The organism is Bacillus sp. LUNF1 (assembly GCF_011008975.1).
GTDB classification, from domain to species: Bacteria; Bacillota; Bacilli; order Bacillales; family Bacillaceae; genus Bacillus; species Bacillus velezensis.
Genome location: NZ_CP048876.1, coordinates 3,885,489 through 3,907,420, shown reverse-complemented (window position 1 = coordinate 3,907,420; position 21,932 = coordinate 3,885,489). Strand labels below are relative to the sequence as shown.

The window sequence follows — 21,932 nt, the reverse complement described above, 5'->3', positions numbered from 1 at the left end:
GCCGTGACTCCCCTCATTGGGGAGTTATTATCTTTCAGGGGGTATGTCATGATGTCAACTGACTGTAAGCGCTGGAAGTTTAAAGACAGCGTGCAGGTGCTGACCTACACGGCGCATATTATCATTCAATATCGAAAGGCGATTAAGCTTGCGCATACGAGTGAGATCAAAGAGGCGGTTGAACGGCTGATCACCGGCTGTGAAAAACAAGAGCTTTCTGATCTTCTGGGGGAGGAAGCGGGAAACCAGTTTTTCGATGCGTTAATGAAATTGGATGCTTTAATAGAGCCATGGCAAAACAGCCGTGAAGGCCGCATCACTGAAAAGCAGCTGTACCATTTTGAGAAATACAACCAAAACCCCAATCTGATCCAAGAGAGATTAGACGGCAGCAGGGCAGCGATCGTGGGTCTGGGGGGCGTCGGAACGATCATTCTTCAAAACCTTTTGGCGGCGGGCATGCAGCATTTTATTCTCATTGATTTCGATGCCGTATCAGTACATAACCTGAACAGACAATTCGTCTATAATAAATCTTCTGTAGGCAAATTAAAGATCTCAGAATGCAGAGATTATATTGCGGGTATCAATCCCCATGCGGACGCAGCACTTTACCATAAGGAAATTACACAGCCGCAGGACCTGCGTGTGTTAGATCCGTATGAAATTGATATCGTCATAAATGCCGCTGACAAACCCCATAACATTTCTGAATGGGTTTACCGGTATTGCAAGGAGCGGAATATCGCGTTTATGACCGGGGGTGTCGGCAGCTTCAGCGGCCAATGGGGGCCTCTGCTCACGCCTGAATCCTATCAATCCGGCATCACCTATGAAAAAAACATGCCGGCCGGACTTCTGAACTGTTACCCCGATGAGCCGATCAAAGGTTCCTTAGGAGCGACAAACGGTATTATATCCTCGTTTATGTCTCATGACATTATCACATACCTTGCAGGCGGAAGCCCGAAATCCCTGAATACCCGCATCGGCCTGGACTTTGACGGACTTCATATTACAGAAACGAAGCTTTCTCAAAAGGAAAGCGCTTTATGAAGACGATGCATCGTACGGCGAGAAAACCGGGCGACCCTCTGAAAATAGAAATCGACACAAGCCCGATACGCTTGAACCCATTAGATACGCAGGATTACACAAGCAAGATGATTTGCAGCATTATGTATGAAAGCCTGCAGGACGGCTATAACTGCCGGATCATCCGCAAAGATCCCCGCACCTGTCAGGTGGACATTCACCCGGACTATTTAGGTGACGCCGAGGGTGTGGTTCAAACGATCATCTATCATCTGACGAAAGAAAATCAAAGCCCCCATCTCGGCAGTTTCCTGAACATAAAACAGGCCGTTCCGTATGTAAAAGGCCTTGTCTCATCCGATCAGCTCGGGGTGAACGTAACAGGCGATAAACGCTTTGAAGTCACCTTGGACGAGCCGTCTGATGAGATAGAAGCCGTTTTGCAGAGCAGCTTTCTGATTCCGGGGACCGCCGGGGGCGATGTGCCGGAAAACGGCCCGTACCGATTCAAGCGAACGTTTGAGAAGGGGCTGGAATTTGAGCGGAATCCGCAATATAAAATGACGCCCGCGGATCACCGCACGGTTCAGACCATCCAATTTATTTTGAATGATGATCTGGAAAAAAGCATCGGGCTGTACGAAGCGAATCAAACGGACGTGACCTGCCACACCCAGTTTCATCATTCAAACATGAGGTATCGGCAGTATGCTGATTTTAAAGAAAATCATTTGCCGATGTTATTTACCTTCAAGGTAAAGGACGGCATGCTGAGAACTTTCATTCAGCATTATTTTGATAGACAAAAGCTGGCCGGGGATTTGGGGCATATCATCACACCGACTGATTCACTGATCGGTATATGGGAAAGCGGGAGGACACCGCAGAAAGATCCGCCCCTTTTGACAAGAGAAGAGCCGATCCGAATCGTTTATGCCGATTATTATCCCAACGGAGAGATCATTGAAAGGCTGGCTGATCTGTTTCGGCGGGCCGGAGCGGACGTATCCGTCTCACGCGTCAGTCATTTCAATGATTATTATCATATGGATAAAAGCGGGTTTGATATTGAACTCCATTTGTTCCTGCCGGCTTACATGCATGAGCTGAGCTATATCAAATATTTCATCCGCGACATCAGCGATCCGGAGAAGAAAAAAACGATCATTGATGCCATAGGATCTGAAAAAAAGAAGGAACTTTTTGGGTTATTCGAGAATACAACTCATTATTGCCCAATTTGTTTTGGGAAAAGTCTGTATCTGCAAGATCCATGTATAGAGGGTTTTAGTGTAAAGACTGACGGGCTCCTTTCTGTTCATGATGTTAAATGCAGATAGCTGGAAAGGGGTATTCATTTGCGGAATCGAAATTTGCTTTACTTCTCCGGTTTTTTCGGAAACTTCTTTTTCGAACGGGGAATTTGGATTTTATATTTAACAAGCATGAATTATTCATTGTTTCTTGTGGGCATCCTGCAATCGGTCCTGAATTTGGCGATGTTTCTGGCGGAAGTGCCGAGCGGCGTCATCTCGGACAGAATCGGGAGAAAAAAATCGCTCTTGCTCGGCCATTTTATGGTCATTATCTATTTGGTGATGTTCCTGAGCTTCCATAACTTCATCGCCCTCTTCATCGCCCATATTATATACGGTATCGGGCTGACGTTTATATCAGGAACGGATCACGCCTTTTTGTTTGATTCACTGAAAGAACAAGGGAAAGAAAAGTGGTACGGCAAATCCATCGGAAATTATAACGGACTTGTCATCCTCGGTCTTGCGATTGCCATGGGCATCGGCGGCTACTTGCAGGAAATATCATGGTCATATGTGTTTATCGCCGGGATTGTCACTCAGCTGATTGCAATGGCGGTCATTACACAGCTGACGGAAATCAAATTTGAAAACAGTGAACACGAAACGCAGACGGTCGGTGACATCTTAAAAGAAGTCAAAGATTTCTTCAGACTGAACAAAGCCTTTAAATATCTGGTGCTGTCACTCTCCGTTTTCTTTGCGATTACATCGGTTTTTTATATGTACGGACAAGATTTGTTAAGTCAGGAAGGGCTGTCCGTGCGCAATATATCCATTATTTTTGCGGGACTGTCCATCTTGCAGGCGCTGTGCTCCATCTTTTCTTCCAAGCCGGCGGAAAAATTCACGCCGAGGCGCGTGCTTCTGCTGACATTCTGCATCATCGGGGCGGCCTATCTGTTTATACCTTCGGGCAGTCTGTACGTGACGATTGCAGCTTTTGTCGTCATTAACGCGCTCTATGATGTGATAGAACCCGTATCCAGTCAGGTGGTGAATAATGAGATTCCGTCCAGAACGAGAGCCACGCTGCTGTCCATTATCAGTTTGATGACCTCGCTCTTCATGTTCATTGCCTTTCCGTTTATCGGATTCTTAACGGACTATTTTGATTCAGCTTTGCTGCTGACCGCAATCGGGGTATTATCCATCTTATTGTCGCTGTTTATGATGCTCAGCTTTTACAAACTGAAAGCGAGCGTCGCCATCCAGAATAAAGTCGAGCTTTGAACCAGAATGACAAAGGGATGATGTGAGTTGCTGAATATTCATAATCTTACGGTAAATTTAGCAGGGGATACGATTTTCAAACAAGTTTCTTTTTTCATCAATGAAGGCGAAAAAGTGCTTGTGGCCGGGCCGAACGGTTCCGGCAAAAGCACGCTGTTCAGGGTGCTTTCCGGAGAGCTTGAGGCAGATGAAGGAACGATTGCGATCAACAAAGGGGCGAAAGTCGGTTTGCTGAAGCAGATCGCTGATCCCCATGAGGATCTGACGTTGTATCAATATCTGGAAAAATCGTTTGAAGCTCTCGCGGCGATCCAGAAGGAAATGAAGGCCATTGAGCTGAAACTTTCGGAACCGATGAGTGATGACGAGCTGACTGCTTTATTGGAAAAATACAGTCAATACACGGAAACATTTGAGCGGAACAACGGCTACCAGATGCATGCGATGATTGACGAGGTATGCAACGGGCTCAGCCTCAGCGAATTAAAGGATCAGCCGTTTTCAAAGCTGAGCGGCGGCGAAAAAACAAAAGCCGGCCTTGCCGAAATTTTAATCCGCAACGACGACGTTATATTGCTGGACGAGCCGACCAACCATTTGGACGTCCATGCGATTGAGTGGCTTGAAGGGTTTATTAAAAAATCGAACAAAACCATTCTGTTTACGACCCACGATAAAACGTTTGCCGACCAAACGGCGATGAAGGTGCTCGAGATTGACGATACCGAGGTGAAGATTTGGCCTTACGGTTTCAGCGAATACTTGAAAAAGCGGGAAGAATTCATCATCGCCCAGTTTGAGAAATATGAAGAACAGCAGAGAAAAATACAGAAGATGAAGGAATCCATCGCCCAGCTGAGAGATTGGGCCAACCGTTCAAATCCGCCGTCTGTCGGCCTGCACAGACGCGCGAATAATATGGAAAAGGCGCTGAAAAGGATTGAGCTGATTAATAAGCCGGTCCGGACGGAGCAAAAATTAAAAAACGCATTTCAGGAAGCGGGCGCCGGTTCAAAAGATATTGTGTTCATTGAAAACGGAAAGGTGACCAACGGATCTTCCCTTTTATATCAAAATGTGAACCTGCGCATAAAGCATAAAGACAGAATCGGCATCGTCGGCAGAAACGGCGTCGGCAAAACAACGCTGATCCGCTGCATCATCGGGGAAAGAGAACTGTCGGACGGCACCATTAAAGTGGGGGAAAATCTTAAAATAGGCTACATTGATCAAAAGAGCCATGTAGGAGATTCGAGCCAGACGATTCTGCAATTCTTTAAAGAAAATCTGCTGACTGAAGAGGGCATGGCCCGGAATATGCTGGCCAAGTACGGATTTTACGGGTCGTCGGTCTTTAAAAAACTTTCCGTCCTGTCGGGCGGTGAGAGAATCAGGCTGAAGCTGTCCATCTTAATGGAAAAAAAGCTGAATGTCCTGATCCTGGATGAGCCGACCAACCACTTGGATATTGAATCTCAGGAAATTCTCGAAAACAGCCTGATGCAGTTTCAAGGCACCATCATCTGCGTTTCTCATGACAGAAACCTGCTGGAGAAGTTCAACAAGATTTTCTGGCTTGAGAATCAAAACGTCACCATCTTTTCAGGTCCATACAGTTACGCCAAACAAAAAAAACGGCAGATTGCCGAATAAAAGGGGAATGGATATGACCATTGACAGACTGACAATCAATGAGTTATCGTACGATCTTTTTGTAAGCGAGTATGCTGATAAGAAACCTTTTATTTTGACGGGGGCAATGGATCACTGGGAATGCAGGCCGTGGACGCTTGAATACATTGATGAACACTATGGAGACAGAATGGTCACCATCCGGAAATCAGATATCGAAGGGGTCAAAACGTTTAAACAAGTAAAGCTTTCCAACTATATCGAGTACATTGATCAGAATGATGACAAATGGTACTGTGACTGGAATTTTACGCAGCTGAACCAAAATGACTTAGACCTTGTCTATTCCGCACCCGAATATTTTACAAAAGACACATTGAGAGCGGATGAAGAAACGGGACGGGATTGGAAATGGTTCTTTCTCGGTTCTAAGCAGACAGGCACACCGCTGCATCAGGATTTTAACAACACGCACGCGTGGAACGGCGTCATTTTCGGGGAGAAGGAATGGATCTTCTATCATCCGGACGACTCTCCGTATTTGTACGAAGGAAATATCAATGTCTTTGATGAAAAAGACATTGAGCAAAAACCGCTGGTGCAAAAGGCGTCTCCGATCCGCTTCAGACAAAAGGCGGGAGAAATCATTTACGCACCGCGCCATTGGTGGCATCAAGTCGAGAATACGGAACATACACTGGCAGTGAGTGAGAACTTTTGGTTTACCGGAGAGCGGCTTGCCAATCAGGTATAAACGAAAGGCTGAGGAGCATCTCAGCCTTTTTTTGTATGGATTCATTTCATCCGGTCCAGACCGAATTTTTTCAGGCGGTATTGCAGGCTCTGTCTGCTGATTCCGAGCTCGTTTGCCGTTTTGGAAATGTTATTGCCGTGTTTTCTCAGGGTTTTTTCGATCATGTATTTTTCGAAGTTTTCCATTTTGTCTTTTAAATCTGTGCCGGGCTGGGTGCTTGCGGCGGCTTTGCTTTCCGTGTCAGCGGGTTTGATTTTCATCCGGTATTGATAAGGCAGGTGGGCCGCCGTAATCGTCGTTTCATCCGTCATAAAGTTCATGGCGCCTTCAATCATATGTTCAAGCTCGCGAATGTTGCCTGGCCAGTCATATTCCAGGAAAAATCGCTGCACATCGTCACTGATCGAATCGACATGCATTTGAAACAGGTGATTGTTTTTCTGGATAAAGACTTCGGCCAGAGGCAGAATATCCTCCTTTCGCTCCCGGAGCGGGGGAATGATCAGCGTGACAACGCTTAAGCGGTAGTATAAATCTTTGCGCAGCCGCTCTTCTGAAATGGCGGTGATCGGGTCTTCATTCATCGTGGCGATGATGCGGACGTCAATCGGTTTGTCCTGAGCTGATCCGATGCGCCTGATTTTCTTTTCCTGCAGGGCGCGGAGCAGTTTTGCCTGCAGGCTGAGATTGAGCGAGTTGATCTCATCAAGGAGCAGGGTGCCTCCCTGCGCCTGCTCAAATAAGCCGGGCTGGTCGATGGCTCCGGTAAAGGCGCCTTTTTTCGTGCCGAATAAAATACTTTCGACCAGGCTGTCCGGCAGGGCGGCGCAGTTTTGTGAGATGAACGGGGCGCCTGAGCGCTGGCTGCCGTTGTGAATGCTTTGGGCGAACAGTTCCTTGCCCGTTCCCGTCTCGCCGGCCAAAAGCACCGATGATGAGGTGCGGGTTGCCCGTTTTGCGTTTTCGATGACTTCCCGAATAACCGAGCTGTTGCCGAGAATACTGTCAAACGTGTAGCTGTTCTGTTCTTTCCTGTGCATGTTCTCCCTGATCAGCCGTTCGAGCTTGGTGACGTCCTTGGCGATTTCCACGGCTCCCTTGATTTCGCCGTTTTGCACAATCGGGAAGGTGTGGTTGATCGTCGTGATTTCCTGGCCTTTGTTATTGAAATAGCTTTGCTTTACATTTTTAATCGTTTTGCCTTCTTGAAGGGCCTGAACGAGCGTGCTGTCCTGCTGATTGGAAAACATAAATACATCAGTCAGGTTTTTATGCAGGACGTCCCGTTCATCCATATCTTCAATCTGCATCATTTTCTTATTGTAAATGACGGTGCTGCCCTTCTCGTCCACCACATGCAGCCCGACATCAATCTCTTCCAGAATGCTTTGTAACACGAGTGTGTAAAATTCGCTGGTTGTGTGCAGGTCAATTCCCCCTCTCAATCGTCTTAACATTCATTATTTTAAAATAAATCGAACGGGAAACGCAAAAAAATTTTGCGCTTGGACGATGTTTAAAAATAAATGGAAATTGAGGTAATAAAACCATTGACTTTTTTAGGGAAATGATTGATATTTAGATATATACTTAAATATCTAAATCATGTACGTATGAGAGGGGGAAAGTTTTTGAATAAAGCTTTTAAAGCACTGGCCGATCCTACAAGGAGAAAAATTTTGGATTTGTTAAAGAAACAAGACATGACAGCTGGCGAAATTGCGGAACACTTCGACATGTCAAAACCCAGTATTTCTCATCACCTTACCATATTGAAAAATACTGATTTGGTTCACGATGAGAGGAAAGGCCAATTTATTATGTATTCATTAAATACCACTGTATTACAGGATCTTATAGGCTGGTTCTTTTCTCTGACTGATTCAGAACATGATAATAAGAAAGGCGGGGAATCATGAAAAAATATCTCTTTTCAGCAGGAATCATAGTTTTAACTGTTTTCACATGGGTTTGCACATATTCATCTTTACCGGACAATTTGGCGACACACTGGGGATTAAACGGAAGTGCAAATGATTACCAAACGAAAGCTAATGCGATGACGATGCTTATTGGCATCATGATTATTCTATATATTTTAATGGTTCTCACCCCTAAGATTGATCCTAAAAATAACTACAAAACATTTACCCGGCCATATATGGCTATATTTAATACAATGTTTGCGGTTCTGTTTGTCATTAATCTGATGACCATCTTGACCGGCCTGGGATATGATCTCTCTATATCTTATTTAGGAAACTTTATAGTGGGAGTCATTTTCATGGTGTTTGGAAACTTCATTCAGATCGTTAAGCCTAATTTCTTTTTAGGGATAAGAACACCTTGGACGCTGAGCAGTGAAAGAGTTTGGAAGGATACACACAGGGTTAGTTCGAAAATTTTTGTCTTAGCGGGCATACTCATGATGCTTGCAGCTTTTTTGCCGCCGGTATATAGAGTGTCAGTCATTTTCATTGCGGCAATCGGCTGTATCATATTATCTTTACTATATTCTTACATTGTATATCAGAGACAATTGAATAAATAATTGTTGGATAGGAGCAATCTAATTGGATTGCTCCTATTTTGTCAGCGGGAAACGCAAAAAAATTTTGCGCTTGGCTGAAGTTTGCACGCAAACTGCCGGAATATTTTGCAGGAAAAGAAAGAATGCTGGCGAAACATCCCGTTTTTTCGGATTGGCACGGAACTTGCTTTATAAAAAGGGAAAGCAAGATCTAATGTTGAATGATTACAAAACAAGGGGGAATCAGATTATGTCAGCTTTCACAAAATCTCAAGAAATTATCAGCCAAACTTCACATTACGGCGCGAACAATTATCATCCTCTGCCGATTGTTATTTCCGAAGCGCAGGGTGTTTGGGTAAAAGACCCTGAAGGCAATCAATATATGGATATGCTGAGTGCTTATTCTGCGGTGAACCAGGGGCACAGACATCCGAAGATCATTCAGGCGCTGAAGGATCAGGCGGATAAAATCACTCTGACGTCACGCGCGTTCCATAATGATCAGCTCGGTCCGTTTTATGAGAAAACAGCCAAGCTGACCGGAAAAGATATGATTCTGCCGATGAATACGGGGGCAGAAGCCGTTGAATCCGCTGTCAAAGCGGCGAGACGCTGGGCATATGAGGTCAAAGGAGTAGCGGATAATCAGGCGGAAATCATTGCGTGTATCGGCAACTTCCACGGCAGAACGATGCTTGCGGTATCCCTTTCTTCAGAAGATGAGTATAAACGCGGTTTCGGACCTATGCTTCCGGGTATAAAATTAATTCCATACGGAGACGCAGAAGCGCTGCGCCGGGCGATTACGCCGAACACAGCCGCTTTCTTATTCGAACCGATTCAGGGAGAAGCGGGCATCGTCATTCCGCCGGAAGGATTTTTACAAGAAGCGGCCGCCATTTGTAAGGAAGAAAATGTACTTCTGATCGCTGATGAAATTCAGACGGGACTCGGCCGCACAGGGAAAACATTCGCGGTTGACTGGGAAAATATCGTACCGGATATGTTCATCTTAGGCAAAGCGCTCGGCGGGGGCGTCTTCCCGATTTCGTGCATCGCGGCGAATCGTGACATTCTCGGCGTGTTTAACCCGGGCTCCCACGGCTCAACATTCGGCGGAAACCCGCTCGCTTGCGCGGTATCGCTCGCATCTCTTGAACTCCTTGAGGAAGAAGGGCTGGCAGAGCGTTCCCTTCAGCTTGGCCGTTATTTTAAAGAAGAGCTTGAGAAAATTGATAACCCGATCATAAAAGACGTGCGCGGTCGCGGCCTGTTTATCGGCGTTGAACTGACAGAAGCGGCCCGCCCGTACTGTGAAAAGCTGAAAGGCGAAGGGCTTTTATGCAAAGAAACACATGATACCGTGATCCGTTTTGCACCGCCGTTAATGATTTCCAAGGAAGACTTGGACTGGGCGATCCAAAAGATCACAAATGTGCTTCAAAACGCGTAAAACCTTGATGCGGCAATGCTTTCCCTCGGCTTGTATGGAATTTACAAATAAAAAATTCAGCACACTCTATTTGCGCGGCGACAGTATTTTAGTATAATGTATCTTTATGTACGAAAATGAATTTCATATAACATTCATATACAAATAGAGGCTCTTTGGACAGCAAATCGGTTTCAAAGCACCGGCTTGGTTCCAATACAAGTTGCTGAAGGGGTGCAGAATAGTGAATACAAATCAAAAAGAGAATCAGCTTCAGCGCACAATGAAATCACGCCATTTGTTTATGATTTCTTTGGGCGGAGTGATCGGCACCGGGTTTTTCCTGAGTACCGGATTTACAATTAACCAGGCGGGACCGCTGGGCGCGGTTCTGTCTTATCTGGTCGGCGGTTTTATTATGTTTTTGACAATGCTCTGCTTAGGCGAGCTTGCGGTTGCCCTTCCTGTATCAGGGTCGTTTCAGACGTACGCAACCAAATTCATCAGCCCCGCTTTCGGTTTCGCATTCGGCTGGCTGTACTGGCTCGGCTGGGCGGTAACATGCGCCATTGAGTTTTTATCTGCGGGACAATTGATGCTCCGCTGGTTTCCGCATGTTCCCGTATGGGTATGGTGCCTCGTGTTTGTCGGACTGATGTTTCTTTTGAACGCCATTACCACAAAAGCGTTCGCTGAGTCGGAATTTTGGTTTTCCGGTATTAAAATTTTAGTCATTCTGCTGTTTATTATTTTGGGCGGCGCCGCCATGTTCGGCCTGATTGACATGAAACACGGCGAGCAGGCTCCTTTCTTCTCTCATTTTTATGAGGATGGATTGTTTCCGAACGGCATTAAGGCTATGCTTATTACGATGATTACCGTAAACTTCGCGTTCCAGGGAACGGAGCTGATCGGGGTTGCCGCGGGAGAAAGTGAAAATCCCGAGAAAACGATTCCGCGCTCTATCCGGCAGACGGTATGGAGAACGCTTGTCTTTTTCGTTCTCTCCATCATCGTCATTGCCGGGATGATTCCGTGGAAGCAGGCGGGAGTGGTCGAAAGCCCGTTTGTCGTGGTGTTTGAACAAATCGGTATTCCATATGCGGCCGATATTATGAACTTTGTTATCTTAATTGCGCTGCTCTCAGTGGCCAACTCAGGCCTGTTTGCATCGACGCGTATCCTATATGCCATGGCGAACGAAGGACAAGCCTTTAAATCGCTCGGCAAAATAAATAAACGCGGCGTGCCGATGAACGCTCTGATCGTGACGCTGGCCGTCGCCTGCCTGTCCCTGCTGTCTAAGGTGGCAGCGCCGGAAGTCGTTTATATGTTTCTCTTATCATTAGCCGGACTAAGCGCGCAGGTCGGCTGGATTACGATTTCCCTGTCGCAGCTGATGTTCAGACGGAAATACATCCGCGAAGGCGGCAAAGTGGAAGACCTGAAGTTTAAAACACCGCTGTACCCGGTGCTGCCTATTATCGGGCTGACGTTAAATACGGTTGTTCTGATCAGTCTCGCATTTGATTCAGAACAGCGGCTCGCCCTTTATTGCGGCATCCCGTTCATGGCGGTGTGCGTTATCGTTTATCATCTGTATGTAAAAAAGCATAAGCAGTCAGAAAAACAGATAGAGCTTTAAATCTTTTCGTGTCCAAGTCATCTTTGAGAAACCCGCACAGGACAACATACAACATGTTGAGGTGGAAAAACGGATGAACAAGAATATCTCAGTTATTGGAATGCCGATGGATTTAGGACAAGCACGACGCGGAGTGGACATGGGCCCGAGCGCCATCCGCTACGCGCATCTCATTGAACGGTTATCTGACATGGGGTATGCGGTGGAAGACTTAGGCGACATCCCCGTCAATCGTGAAAAACTCAAAAATGATGAAGAGCTGAAAAATTTGAACTCTGTGCTCTCGGGGAACGAGCAGCTCGCCCAAAAGGTGGACAGCGTCATTGAGAATGAGCGGTTCCCTCTCGTCCTGGGCGGCGATCACAGCATCGCGATCGGAACGCTGACAGGAACGGCAAAGCACTATAAACAGCTCGGCGTCATCTGGTACGACGCGCATGGCGACTTAAACACCCTGGAAACATCGCCGTCAGGCAATATTCACGGAATGCCGCTGGCCGTCAGCCTTGGCGTCGGGCACGACACGCTGGTGAACCTGGGCGGGTATGCTCCGAAAATCAAGCCGGAGAACGTCGTCATCATCGGCGCGAGATCGCTTGATGAAGGCGAGCGTGAATACATTAAGGAAACAGGCATGAAGGTCTATACGATGCATGAGATTGACCGCCTCGGCATGACAAAGGTCATTGAAGAGACGATTGACTACTTGTCAGACTGTGACGGCGTTCACCTCAGCCTTGACCTCGACGGCCTTGATCCGAGCGACGCGCCCGGCGTAGGCACGCCTGTCGTCGGCGGCATCAGCTACCGTGAAAGCCACTTGGCAATGGAAATGCTGTATGATGCCGACATCATCACTTCAGCTGAATTTGTCGAAGTCAACCCGATCCTCGATCACAAAAACAAAACCGGCAAAACAGCGGTCGAGCTGGTGGAATCTTTGTTGGGAAAAAAACTATTATAAAATATACGCCTCCGCACTTGCGGGGGTTTTTTTTGTTGCCACGAGGAAACTAGCGGGCTGTCACCCTCTTTTTAGACCTGTAAATATGATATATTTATTACACAAAATGGGAAAGGGAGGTGTCCTGACAGATGGCTGAAGTGATGGCCCACGAAACAGTTGCGAAAAAAATCAGTGACTGGTATGAGGAAATCAAAAAGCACAACACTGAATCGGCTGAGGCGTTAAGAGAACAACTGCTTACGGATCTGCAAAATATGACACAAAATCAAACGGTGCTCCTTTATTTTAATTTAATTGATTCCCGCTATAAGCTTTTGATGGAAGAGTATGAGAAAACAGACGGCATTTTAAAAACGATCCAGCTGAACGCCGATAAAGAAAAAACAGACCAGATGATTCAATACTATTATTATTTCTTTTCCGGAATGCACGAGTTTTACCGTAAACGGTTTATGAACGCCATTAATTTTTACCGGATTGCTGAAAGCAGGCTTCGGCACATACCGAATGAGATTGAAAGAGCCGAGTTTAATTATCAAGTGGCGATTGCCTACTATGAAATCCGCCAAAACTACTTTGCGATGAACCATGCGGAAAAAGCGTTGGAGATCTACAAAGCCAATGAAATGTACGCGGTCAGAGAAGCACAGTGTTTAATGGTGATCGGCTGTAACAGAATGGACTTGTTTCACTACCAGAAAGCCGAAGAGCTCCTGCAGACGGCGGTTCATCAAGCCGCCAAAGCGGGCGATCCGCATATTGAGGCGCTCGCCCACTTTAACGCAGGCATTTGCTATGAAAGACAGGAAAAGCTTGAGGAGGCGCGGGTCGAGTTTGAAACGGCTCTCGATCAAAAGGAGCATTTGCAATCAGCATATTCGGTGCGGAGTCTGTACATGCTGGCCAGAGTGTTATTGAAACAGGAACAGATGGATGAGGGCCGGTTTTGGCTGCATAAAGCGCTGAATGCCGCTGAAGAAAAAAACGAGCCCGTATACACCCAAAAGCTGCGCATCTTACAGCATGTCTTTATTGACCGCAATGAAGAAGCGCTTGAATCAGCTTTCGCCGAGTTAAGAAGGAAAGAGCTGTGGAGTGACGTTTCCGATTTGTCGTATCAGGCCGCGGCGCATTTTAAAAAACAGGAGAATTACAAACTGGCGGCGAAGTATTTTCAGGAATCAATTGATGCCAATGACCAAATTTTGAGATTAACGGAGGGGATTCGTAATGAAAACATGTAAATTCATTGTACTCTCAGCAGCCTTGGCAAGTCTCATTTCGATTGGATTATTTGCGCAAACTGGTTCAACGGCACAAGCCGAACAAATCATAAAACCGGCGGAAAACGGAGCCTTCGGATAATACTTCATGATACCGCTTTCAATCCGTGTTTTGTAAGGAGTGATTCAATGGCTATCACGCTGCAGCCGATGACAGGACAAGAATTTCAGTCCTATCTCGCCCATTCAACCAAGCATTACGCTGAAGAAAAGGTAAAAGCGGGAACGTGGCTGCCTGACGAAGCGCCGGAGTTAGCGAAGCTGGCGTTTGAAGACCTGCTTCCTGACGGCTTGGAGACGGCCGATCACTATTTATGGACGCTGACATTGGACGGAAAGGAAAATGCCGGCTGGCTGTGGCTGCACGCCGATCCGGACCACCCGCAGCAGGACGCGTTTATTTATGATTTCGGCCTTCATCCGCCTTTCCGCGGCAAAGGCTATGCAAAAGAGGCACTCGCAAGGCTGGAGGACAAAGCCAAAGACCTGGGTGTCCGCAAGATTTCTCTCCATGTGTTCGCTCATAACGAAACGGCGCGGAAGCTGTATGAGAAGACGGGATTTCTGGAGACGGATGTCATCATGAGCAAAAAGCTGTCGTGAAAAGGGGCCCGCACGCTGGGCCTCTTTTGTTATTCATCTAACAATGTCATCATGTGTTCCGGATAACGCTCGCCGGCCGCGGTGCCGATCGGAAACATCTCATCCAATCGTGCCTTCACATCCTCGGGAAGCACAATGTCGAGAGCGGCGAGGTTCTCTTCCAAGTAGTGTTTCTTTTTTGTTCCCGGGATCGGAATGAGATCATCGCCGTTTGCGAGAACCCATGCGAGCGCAAGCTGAGGCGCGGTGATATTCATTTCCCGGGCAATGGCGGTAAGTTTTTGGACGAGCCCTATATTCACCGCCAAATTGTCTCCCTGGAATCTCGGCGTTCTTCTTCTGTAATCATCGGCATCCAGCTGCTCGGTCGACGTCATCTTTCCGGAAAGAAAACCTCTGCCGAGCGGACTGTAAGGCACAAATGAGATGCCGAGCTCACGGCAGGCGGGCAGCACATGCTCCTCCGCTTCCCTGCTCCATAAAGAATATTCCGATTGAAGCGCGGCAATCGGATGAATGCGGACGGCGCGCCTGATCGTTTCTGCGGAAGCCTCTGACAATCCGATAAATCTCACCTTTCCTTCGTCTATCAGCTCCTTCATGGCGCCGACGGTTTCTTCAATCGGCACCCGCGGATCAACCCGGTGCAGATAATAAAGGTCGATATAATCCGTCCCAAGGCGTTTCAGACTGGCGTCACACGCTTTTTTCACATAATCGGGCCGTCCGTTAATTTCGATAAACTCACCCTTTTTACTTCGGACATAACCGAATTTCGTCGCGAGGCACAGCTCCTTTCTGAATGGGGCGAGCGCTCTGCCGACAAGTTCTTCATTCGCACCCAATCCGTATTGATCAGCCGTATCAAACACATTCACGCCGAGATGAACGGCATGATGCAGTGTGGAAATCGACTCTTCCTCACTCTGGCTGCCATAGTATTCCGACATGCCCATGCACCCTAACCCCATTGCGGAAACCCGCATCGAACCGATCGTTCTGTCCTTCATATGTCCTCCCCCTTTCTTGTATGATAACCGGATTTCCTGATATTTGAAAATGATTTATGCATATGATTTACATATTGTTATAAAATTTTTAAAAATCTGTAAATTATATATTTTTTCATCACAATTTCGTCATATAATGAAAATGTGGAAAAATTATACTCAAAGAAAAGAGGCGAAGTCAATGTGTAAAAAGCTGTTCAAAGCCGTTCTCCCGTTTGCCCTGTCATTCACCATGGTTCTGTCGTTCTCCGGTATGAATGTAAAAGCGAAAGAAACAGAAGCAGCCCGCTACGCAAAAGAAATCGCAGACCTTCAGCAGGGCACGACTCCTCAAGACGTTCTCCAATCCGCCAAAGAGCTTGCCAAACAGAAGCACGTTTCAACAGAAGCAATTCTCAAGCAGTTTCATCAAGAAATCACGGCAGACAAGGTGCAAGGAAATGTAATCGCTTCCAAAGAAGGGCTCTCTACAATGGGCGGATCATCAGGCACAAAAAAACTTCCGAAAAGCACAAAAGGCAATATTTATTACACGAACTCATACACGGCTTATTACAACCACGGGCATGTCGGCATGTATTCATCCGCTGATAAAATTGTTGAATCCGTGCCGGGAGACGGCGTCCGCCAGATTGCTTATAACGGCAGAGAAGTCGAAGACAATTCAATCGTTCAGACCGTGAAAGTCACTGATGCCCAAAAACAAGCCGCCGCTGACTGGGCCGTATCAAGAGTGGGTGATGAGTACTCCTTCAACTTCGTCAATAACAGAAATACGGGCCATGAAGGCGCCAAAAACTGCTCAAAACTGCTGTGGTCGGCATTCCTTTTAAAAGCCGGGATTGATATCGACTCTAACGGCGGCTTAGGCGTATATCCGCGCGACATCACAAGCTCGTCCTACACAACCACGATTCTGACCATTCACTAAGGAGAATAACGTGAAAAAAATCATCTGGATACCCTTAGTGATCATCGCCGCCGCAGCGGTCTTATGCTTCTTCTATTTTCGCACGGAAGATCCTGCGGAGGTCGCGAGAAACACATTAAATGACCCTGATTTTCTGAAAGATAAAGAGGCGCTGCTGTATTTCTCCACTGCCGCTGACCAAGACACGTTCGGCGGCGGAAAAAGCTACGCCCTCTTCGCCGATGAAAAAGGGCGGCTCTCTTCTTATCAAATGAAGGGGCTTGAGCTCGGATCGGCCAAAGTGCATGACGAAAGCGTGCTGCTGGAGGACAAAAAAGGAATCTACACCGTTCAGGGCGGCCTTCACACGTATAAAAGAGCGTACCAGCATACGGGAGACAGCGCGGGATATATCGAGCGGGCGAAAGGCTTTTACACGCTGTATAATTCGGGCTACGACAAGAGCGGCGGCAGCTATCGCTCAGAGCTGTACCGCCAGATTGACGGCAGGTGGAAGCAAGACGTCATTCCGCACTACATCCGCGCTTCAGGCTTTTTTAAAGATCATCTTTTCGCGCTCACGCCGACAGATGACGAAAAAGGCTATCACATCCAAGACATTCAGGCCGATAAAGAGAAGCTCCATACAACATCAATCGCGACATGGACGTATAAAGAAGGCACGTCTGTCGAATCCCAGCTCGCCGCGGACGACAGCGCCATCTGCTTTGTCACCAGAGGGGAAAAAGCCGATCACATCTATCAAATGGTGAAAGTCATGAAACACAGCGGCGCTATCAAAACATATGACATCGCCACTTATAAAAATGACGAACAGACGATCTATGACTCCATGCCGTTCAGCTTCAAAAAAAGCTTTTTCATGGAGCAGCGCAGCTTCTATTTCGTTGACGGCTTCGGAACCGTCTACCGCATCAACCCTGAGACCGGAAAAAGCAAAAAGGCCTTCATCCTCCCCGCATCACGAATGAAAGCCGACTTCAAGGAGCTGACCCATCAAAACGGAAAGCTGTATCTGTTCACATACAGCTACAAAAAGCCCGCCAAAATCGAATCCTTCGACCTGAAAACGGGCAAAAAGCTGAACGATCTGGCCATTCCAAACCTGCAAGACATCGTCACGCCGAAAAGCCATCTTAAGCTGTACGATGTGCAGGTGATGGGTGGGTTTTGAAGAGTATAAACATTTCGGAAGAGCTTGCCGCTTTTGGTAAGCTTTTTATAATGAAACGTTACTGCAAGAAAGAAGGGGTTCATTTGAAATCATTCAGTATCTTCTTATTGTTGTCCGTCATTTGTATAACCATTGTTTTTGTCATAATGAATATGTTGATTGGATACCCTGAGGTGAGTAACGGGGCATTGATTATGATTGTATATATCGTTGTGACCCTCATGATAAGGCAATATAACAAGAGAAAAGCCGACCGAACATAGAGATAGAGGAATTTAGGAGGGAGCCGATGAAGAAAAAGCTTGCCGCGGTGACCGTCACCCGTAATAACCAACTCTTTTTTAAACGGCGGAAGGCTGGACTGGATAGATGTATGCTCTACACTGCTGGCGTATCTATTAGGAATTCTGTTCGTCCTTCGCTTAGAAAAAAGAGAAAACACGTAAAGAGCCGGATGCTGAAAACACCGGCTCTTTTTGCGCGTGATTTGCCGAATTGTGGATAAAACTCAGCCCGAAGCACTACTAACATGTGTATAAATAGGTTATATTGAAAAGAGAACAATTGCCGCGCGCAAAAGAAAACCGGAGGACGTAACTATGAAAACCGCTTATTATTCTTGTGAAGAACATATCGAAACCGTGCTGGACATGTACATAGATGATCATGAGCTTCCGCCCGAAATCAGAAAAATCGAACATACTAACAGTTTATCCACAGCCTGTGAATTATGTGGGGACACTGCAACATATCTAGTAGGGAACGAATGATCCTACACAAAATACAGAAAAGATATCCACAATTGTGGACAATATATATGAATAACTTGTTTCTAAAGTGGGGATGACCTGTGAATATCAATATTGTGACCATCGGAAAACTAAAAGAAAAATACCTCAAGCAAGGCATTGAAGAATACAAAAAACGACTCTCAGCCTACGCAAAAATCGACATCATCGAACTCCCGGACGAAAAAGCTCCGGAAAACCTGAGCGACCAAGACATGAAAATCGTCAAAGACAAAGAAGGCGAACGCATCCTGGCCAAAATCAGCCCGGACACCCACGTCATCGCCCTCGCCATCGAAGGAAAAATGAAAACATCCGAAGAACTGGCCGATACAATAGATAAGCTGGCGACATATGGAAAAAGCAAAATCACCTTCGTCATCGGCGGCTCACTCGGCCTAAGCGACGCCGTCATGAAGCGCGCAGACGACAAACTGTCATTCTCAAAAATGACGTTTCCTCATCAGCTCATGCGTCTGATTTTAGTGGAGCAGGTTTATCGGGCTTTTCGGATTAATCGTGGGGAGCCTTATCATAAGTGAGTGGGGTTTTTAAAAGATTCCTTTTTTATTATAGGTATTAATGGAAAGTGGAGTTATGATAAAAAACATACATACCCATAAATGTAATGAAATAATATGAGGGGAGTTGAAGTATATCAATGGCACAATCTTTAGAAAGTAAAAACTGTGAGTGTGAAGTTTGTAAAAATAATCATGAATTTATTCTTCCCAGAGATATTATTGAAGCAGTTCAAAATCGAAATCTAGTAATTTTTGCAGGAGCAGGAGTAAGTACTGAATCCAGAAGTGTGTATAACTATACACTATATGAGGAAATAAAAGATTTATTAAATTTAGACAAAGGTGCAAATTTGTCATTTTCTGAATTAATGAGTCAATTTTGTAAGCAACCAAATGGACGTGCAAAGCTCCTAAGAAAAATTAAAGATAGACTTGATTATGTAGGTTCTTTCCCAGAACTAGAAAGAAGAGCTTCGAAATTCCATAATGAGCTTTCAACAATACATCAAATTACAGAAATAATTACTACGAATTGGGACGACTTGTTTGAAAGAAAATGTGGAGCTGTACCTATTGTTACAGTTCAAGATTTTGCATTTTGGAATAATCCAGGAAGAAAGGTTTTGAAAATCCATGGTTCAATAAATAACTATGGGACAGTTATAGCGACTAAGGAAGATTATGATAAATGCTATCAATCTTTAAATAGTGGAATTATTGGAAGCTCGTTAAAGACTATGCTTGCTACAAAATGTGTTGTCTTTATAGGTTATTCATTTGGAGACGAGGATTTTAATAAGATTCATTACTCTTTAATAGAAGAAATGAAGGATTTTCTTCCACATGCATATATAGTTACCTTAGATAAAAAAGCTGAAGAAAAATTTAGCAATATAAATATTACACCTGTTATAACAGATGCAACATTTTTCATAAAGGTATTAAAAGAACATTTAATACATTTGAATTTAATAGTACCTGATGAAAACTTTGAAGATATATATGATGTTTTAGAGTTGGTCCAAGAGGAACATACTAGAATTTCATCTTCATTTAACATAAAAGAAAATCCTCAAGTAATTTTAACCTTATGTTATCAAGATGGTCTTATTCACTCGTTTGAAAGAATTTTAGCAATGAGGAAGACAGGTGATTATTCAAACCCTCAACAAGTAAGGATAATAATAAATAACTATGAAAATATAAAACAACAAAAATATAATAAAGGTGTTTATCATGATGTGGCTTATATTGATGGTTATATCACTGGATTAATATACTTCTTGTATAACGAAGAATTGGATTGCCTACCTTGTTATTATGTGTTTGGTCATGAGGAGGATATTTTTGATTTTGAAGAGTTTCTAGAAATTATAGTAAATTCAGAAATTATACATCCTGAATCTTATAAATATGCTTTGAATATTGCCAATAAAATTGATAATAAAAACGGAGATACTGTATTTCATCACACACCCTTTTTATAAAAAATTTTTATATGGAGGCTTTTTAAAGTGAGTGAAGTTATACCAAGAGAGATAGTTTTTGAGAAACTATTTAATGCATTTAACTATGGAAATTTAGGGATGTTCATTGGAGCGGGGTTTTCTAAGGCTGCTATTGGTGATGATTTTCCACCAGCTTTAGGTTGGTTTGAATTAATTAAAGAAGCAAGTGGAGAATTTGAGATAGAATTCCCGAACGATGAAGAATTAATTGGTGTTTCATTACCTGAGTTAGCAACTTTGATTTGTAAAAGGTTAGCGATTAAGCGAAGTATCGATTATGTTGAAGCTAAACGTATATTTAAAAAAGAAATTTGTAATTTATCTAACTGGCTTCCGAGTGAAGAAAGGACCTTAGAGTTTAGAGAAATCTTTGATATCTTAAGCCCTTCATGGATAGTTACCACAAACTACGATTTAGTTCTTGAAACTATTCTTACGGGGAAGAGTAAGAGTCTTAGTCCGATGAATTATTTATCTGCTCCTAAAAGTATTGTTCCCATTTATCATCTACATGGAACTAGATTAGATTCTGAATCAATTATTATTACTCAGGAAGATTATATACCGCTTTTTAGACCCAATGAATATAGGCAGGCTAAATTAGCAATGACGATAAGAGAATCTACTACCTTAATTCTGGGTTATGGGTTAGGGGATGTAAATGTTTTGTCAGCAGTTGATTGGTCTAAAAATATTTACACAGAAGAAAACGAATACCCTTATGAAATCATACAAGCTCTTTGGACATCCTCACCAAAAGAGGAAGCCTACAGAGATGAAAATGGAAATGTAATCATTGAAATAAGTGACTTAGAAAAGTTTTTAAATGAGTTGATTGTCTTTATTGTTGCAAAACAAGAAGATTATGATAATAAATTAGCTCAATTAAATAAGCTGATAGGTAAGTTAAAAGGAGGGAATGAAGAGTTCGTACAATCCTTTATAGACAATAGGGAGGTCAGATTAAAATTAATTGATGTTTTATCAAGATTTGAACACCATATGATTTCTCCATATATACAGTTCCTCACAGTTTGTATAAGTAAGGTTTGGGAAAAAACTTCTGAAAATGGAGCATTTAAAATGTATGATAAATATTTAACTATAATTTTAGACATTGTAGTTAATTATGATTACAGAAAAATGTCACCAAGGCTATTTCAGCTAACTGCACAATCGTTAGATAGGGTTCTAAACTATGTAAGTTCAAGTATATCTAGGATGTTATACGGACATAGTTGGTCGGCCACAGAATCATGGCACATCAGAAAGAAAGATGTTCCTCAAGAAATGATACATCAATTGTATCATTATTCTAAGCAACATATTCTTACTAACCTAAATCGACAATTAAAGGAACTTGTTGCAGAAGATGATAGATAACCTCATTTAGATACATCACGGAAAACTTTAACAGAAGTGAGCGAAGTTTTATAAGACAAATATCCTTTTGATTACAAACTAATCTAAAAGGATATTTGTTTAGGTAGAAATTATAATGTCTACTATGTTAAAGAAAGTGATGAAAATTCTCGAAAAATGTAAAATTAATGATATAAAGTTG

General features: G+C 44.4%; 22 protein-coding genes. 20 read left to right on the top strand and 2 right to left on the bottom strand.

Features of this window, described 5'->3' with window-relative positions; all coding sequences use genetic code 11:
- Positions 1-48 precede the first annotated feature (48 nt).
- The 5 genes from G4O42_RS19390 to G4O42_RS19370 are packed head-to-tail and all read left to right on the top strand — an operon-like array spanning position 49 to position 5,970.
- On the top strand, positions 49-1,056 hold the full coding sequence (locus G4O42_RS19390; RefSeq protein ID WP_032875428.1) for a ThiF family adenylyltransferase: 1,008 nt from the start codon (positions 49-51) through the stop codon (positions 1,054-1,056).
- Complete coding sequence (locus tag G4O42_RS19385; RefSeq protein ID WP_032875431.1) at positions 1,053-2,375, top strand: periplasmic substrate-binding domain-containing protein; 1,323 nt, start codon at positions 1,053-1,055, stop codon at positions 2,373-2,375. Before G4O42_RS19390 ends, G4O42_RS19385 begins: the two co-directional genes overlap by 4 nt.
- Before the next feature lie 18 nt (positions 2,376-2,393).
- On the top strand, positions 2,394-3,584 hold the full coding sequence (locus G4O42_RS19380; RefSeq protein WP_012118887.1) for an MFS transporter: 1,191 nt from the start codon (positions 2,394-2,396) through the stop codon (positions 3,582-3,584).
- A gap of 27 nt (positions 3,585-3,611) precedes the next feature.
- A complete protein-coding gene (locus G4O42_RS19375) occupies positions 3,612-5,237 on the top strand; it encodes an ABC-F family ATP-binding cassette domain-containing protein (protein ID WP_007614956.1) in 1,626 nt (541 codons plus the stop codon).
- Between the two features lie 13 nt (positions 5,238-5,250).
- A complete protein-coding gene (locus tag G4O42_RS19370) occupies positions 5,251-5,970 on the top strand; it encodes a cupin-like domain-containing protein (protein WP_032875434.1) in 720 nt (239 codons plus the stop codon).
- Positions 5,971-6,011: 41 nt separating this feature from the next.
- Here the strand turns inward: G4O42_RS19370 and G4O42_RS19365 are convergent, their stop codons facing one another.
- Entirely contained in the window at positions 6,012-7,427 is a 1,416-nt protein-coding gene (locus G4O42_RS19365; protein WP_007614954.1) for a sigma-54 interaction domain-containing protein, read from the bottom strand.
- A gap of 174 nt (positions 7,428-7,601) precedes the next feature.
- Here G4O42_RS19365 and G4O42_RS19360 point away from each other — a divergent pair, with 174 nt between their 5' ends.
- The 8 genes from G4O42_RS19360 (at position 7,602) to G4O42_RS19330 (ending at position 14,433) form a co-directional block, all read left to right on the top strand.
- Positions 7,602-7,889, top strand: coding sequence for an autorepressor SdpR family transcription factor (locus G4O42_RS19360; RefSeq protein WP_032875437.1), 288 nt, complete (start codon positions 7,602-7,604; stop codon positions 7,887-7,889).
- A complete protein-coding gene (locus tag G4O42_RS19355) occupies positions 7,886-8,521 on the top strand; it encodes an SdpI family protein (RefSeq protein ID WP_032875440.1) in 636 nt (211 codons plus the stop codon). The genes G4O42_RS19360 and G4O42_RS19355 overlap by 4 nt, the downstream gene beginning before the upstream one ends.
- A 229-nt stretch (positions 8,522-8,750) precedes the next feature.
- The gene (locus tag G4O42_RS19350) at positions 8,751-9,956 is read left to right on the top strand and encodes an ornithine--oxo-acid transaminase (RefSeq protein ID WP_032875444.1); all 1,206 of its coding nucleotides are present in this window, start codon (positions 8,751-8,753) and stop codon (positions 9,954-9,956) included.
- A gap of 223 nt (positions 9,957-10,179) precedes the next feature.
- Entirely contained in the window at positions 10,180-11,580 is a 1,401-nt protein-coding gene (locus G4O42_RS19345; RefSeq protein ID WP_012118885.1) for an amino acid permease, read from the top strand.
- 73 nt (positions 11,581-11,653) lie between these two features.
- Positions 11,654-12,544: an arginase gene (gene rocF, locus G4O42_RS19340; RefSeq protein ID WP_007407883.1), complete on the top strand. Its 891-nt coding sequence runs from the start codon at positions 11,654-11,656 to the stop codon at positions 12,542-12,544.
- A gap of 131 nt (positions 12,545-12,675) precedes the next feature.
- Positions 12,676-13,791, top strand: a complete 1,116-nt coding sequence (locus tag G4O42_RS19335; protein ID WP_032875447.1) for a response regulator aspartate phosphatase — start codon at positions 12,676-12,678, stop codon at positions 13,789-13,791.
- Positions 13,778-13,912 carry a hypothetical protein gene (locus tag G4O42_RS20135; protein ID WP_007407881.1) on the top strand — a complete coding sequence of 45 codons (135 nt, stop codon included), beginning with the start codon at positions 13,778-13,780 and terminating at the stop codon, positions 13,910-13,912. Before G4O42_RS19335 ends, G4O42_RS20135 begins: the two co-directional genes overlap by 14 nt.
- A 47-nt stretch (positions 13,913-13,959) precedes the next feature.
- Entirely contained in the window at positions 13,960-14,433 is a 474-nt protein-coding gene (locus G4O42_RS19330) for a GNAT family N-acetyltransferase (protein ID WP_007614944.1), read from the top strand.
- 29 nt (positions 14,434-14,462) lie between these two features.
- Here the strand turns inward: G4O42_RS19330 and G4O42_RS19325 are convergent, their stop codons facing one another.
- Positions 14,463-15,443 (bottom strand): aldo/keto reductase, encoded by a 981-nt coding sequence (locus G4O42_RS19325; protein ID WP_032875449.1) that lies wholly within the window; start codon positions 15,441-15,443, stop codon positions 14,463-14,465.
- 181 nt (positions 15,444-15,624) lie between these two features.
- On the opposite strand from G4O42_RS19325, the gene G4O42_RS19320 reads away from it, so the two are divergent.
- From G4O42_RS19320 to G4O42_RS19290, 7 genes are all read left to right on the top strand, one after another.
- The gene (locus tag G4O42_RS19320; protein WP_032876896.1) at positions 15,625-16,374 is read left to right on the top strand and encodes a YiiX/YebB-like N1pC/P60 family cysteine hydrolase; all 750 of its coding nucleotides are present in this window, start codon (positions 15,625-15,627) and stop codon (positions 16,372-16,374) included.
- Positions 16,375-16,384: 10 nt separating this feature from the next.
- On the top strand, positions 16,385-17,548 hold the full coding sequence (locus tag G4O42_RS19315) for a hypothetical protein (protein ID WP_032875452.1): 1,164 nt from the start codon (positions 16,385-16,387) through the stop codon (positions 17,546-17,548).
- A 289-nt stretch (positions 17,549-17,837) separates the two neighbouring features.
- Positions 17,838-18,053: a hypothetical protein gene (locus G4O42_RS19310; RefSeq protein WP_032875455.1), complete on the top strand. Its 216-nt coding sequence runs from the start codon at positions 17,838-17,840 to the stop codon at positions 18,051-18,053.
- 94 nt (positions 18,054-18,147) lie between these two features.
- A complete protein-coding gene (locus G4O42_RS19305; RefSeq protein ID WP_004393147.1) occupies positions 18,148-18,318 on the top strand; it encodes a CxxH/CxxC protein in 171 nt (56 codons plus the stop codon).
- A gap of 80 nt (positions 18,319-18,398) precedes the next feature.
- Positions 18,399-18,878, top strand: a complete 480-nt coding sequence (gene rlmH / locus G4O42_RS19300) for a 23S rRNA (pseudouridine(1915)-N(3))-methyltransferase RlmH (protein WP_025650077.1) — start codon at positions 18,399-18,401, stop codon at positions 18,876-18,878.
- 119 nt (positions 18,879-18,997) lie between these two features.
- Entirely contained in the window at positions 18,998-20,347 is a 1,350-nt protein-coding gene (locus G4O42_RS19295; RefSeq protein ID WP_032875458.1) for an SIR2 family protein, read from the top strand.
- 27 nt (positions 20,348-20,374) lie between these two features.
- Positions 20,375-21,751, top strand: a complete 1,377-nt coding sequence (locus G4O42_RS19290; protein WP_045555133.1) for an SIR2 family NAD-dependent protein deacylase — start codon at positions 20,375-20,377, stop codon at positions 21,749-21,751.
- Positions 21,752-21,932: the final 181 nt, after the last annotated feature.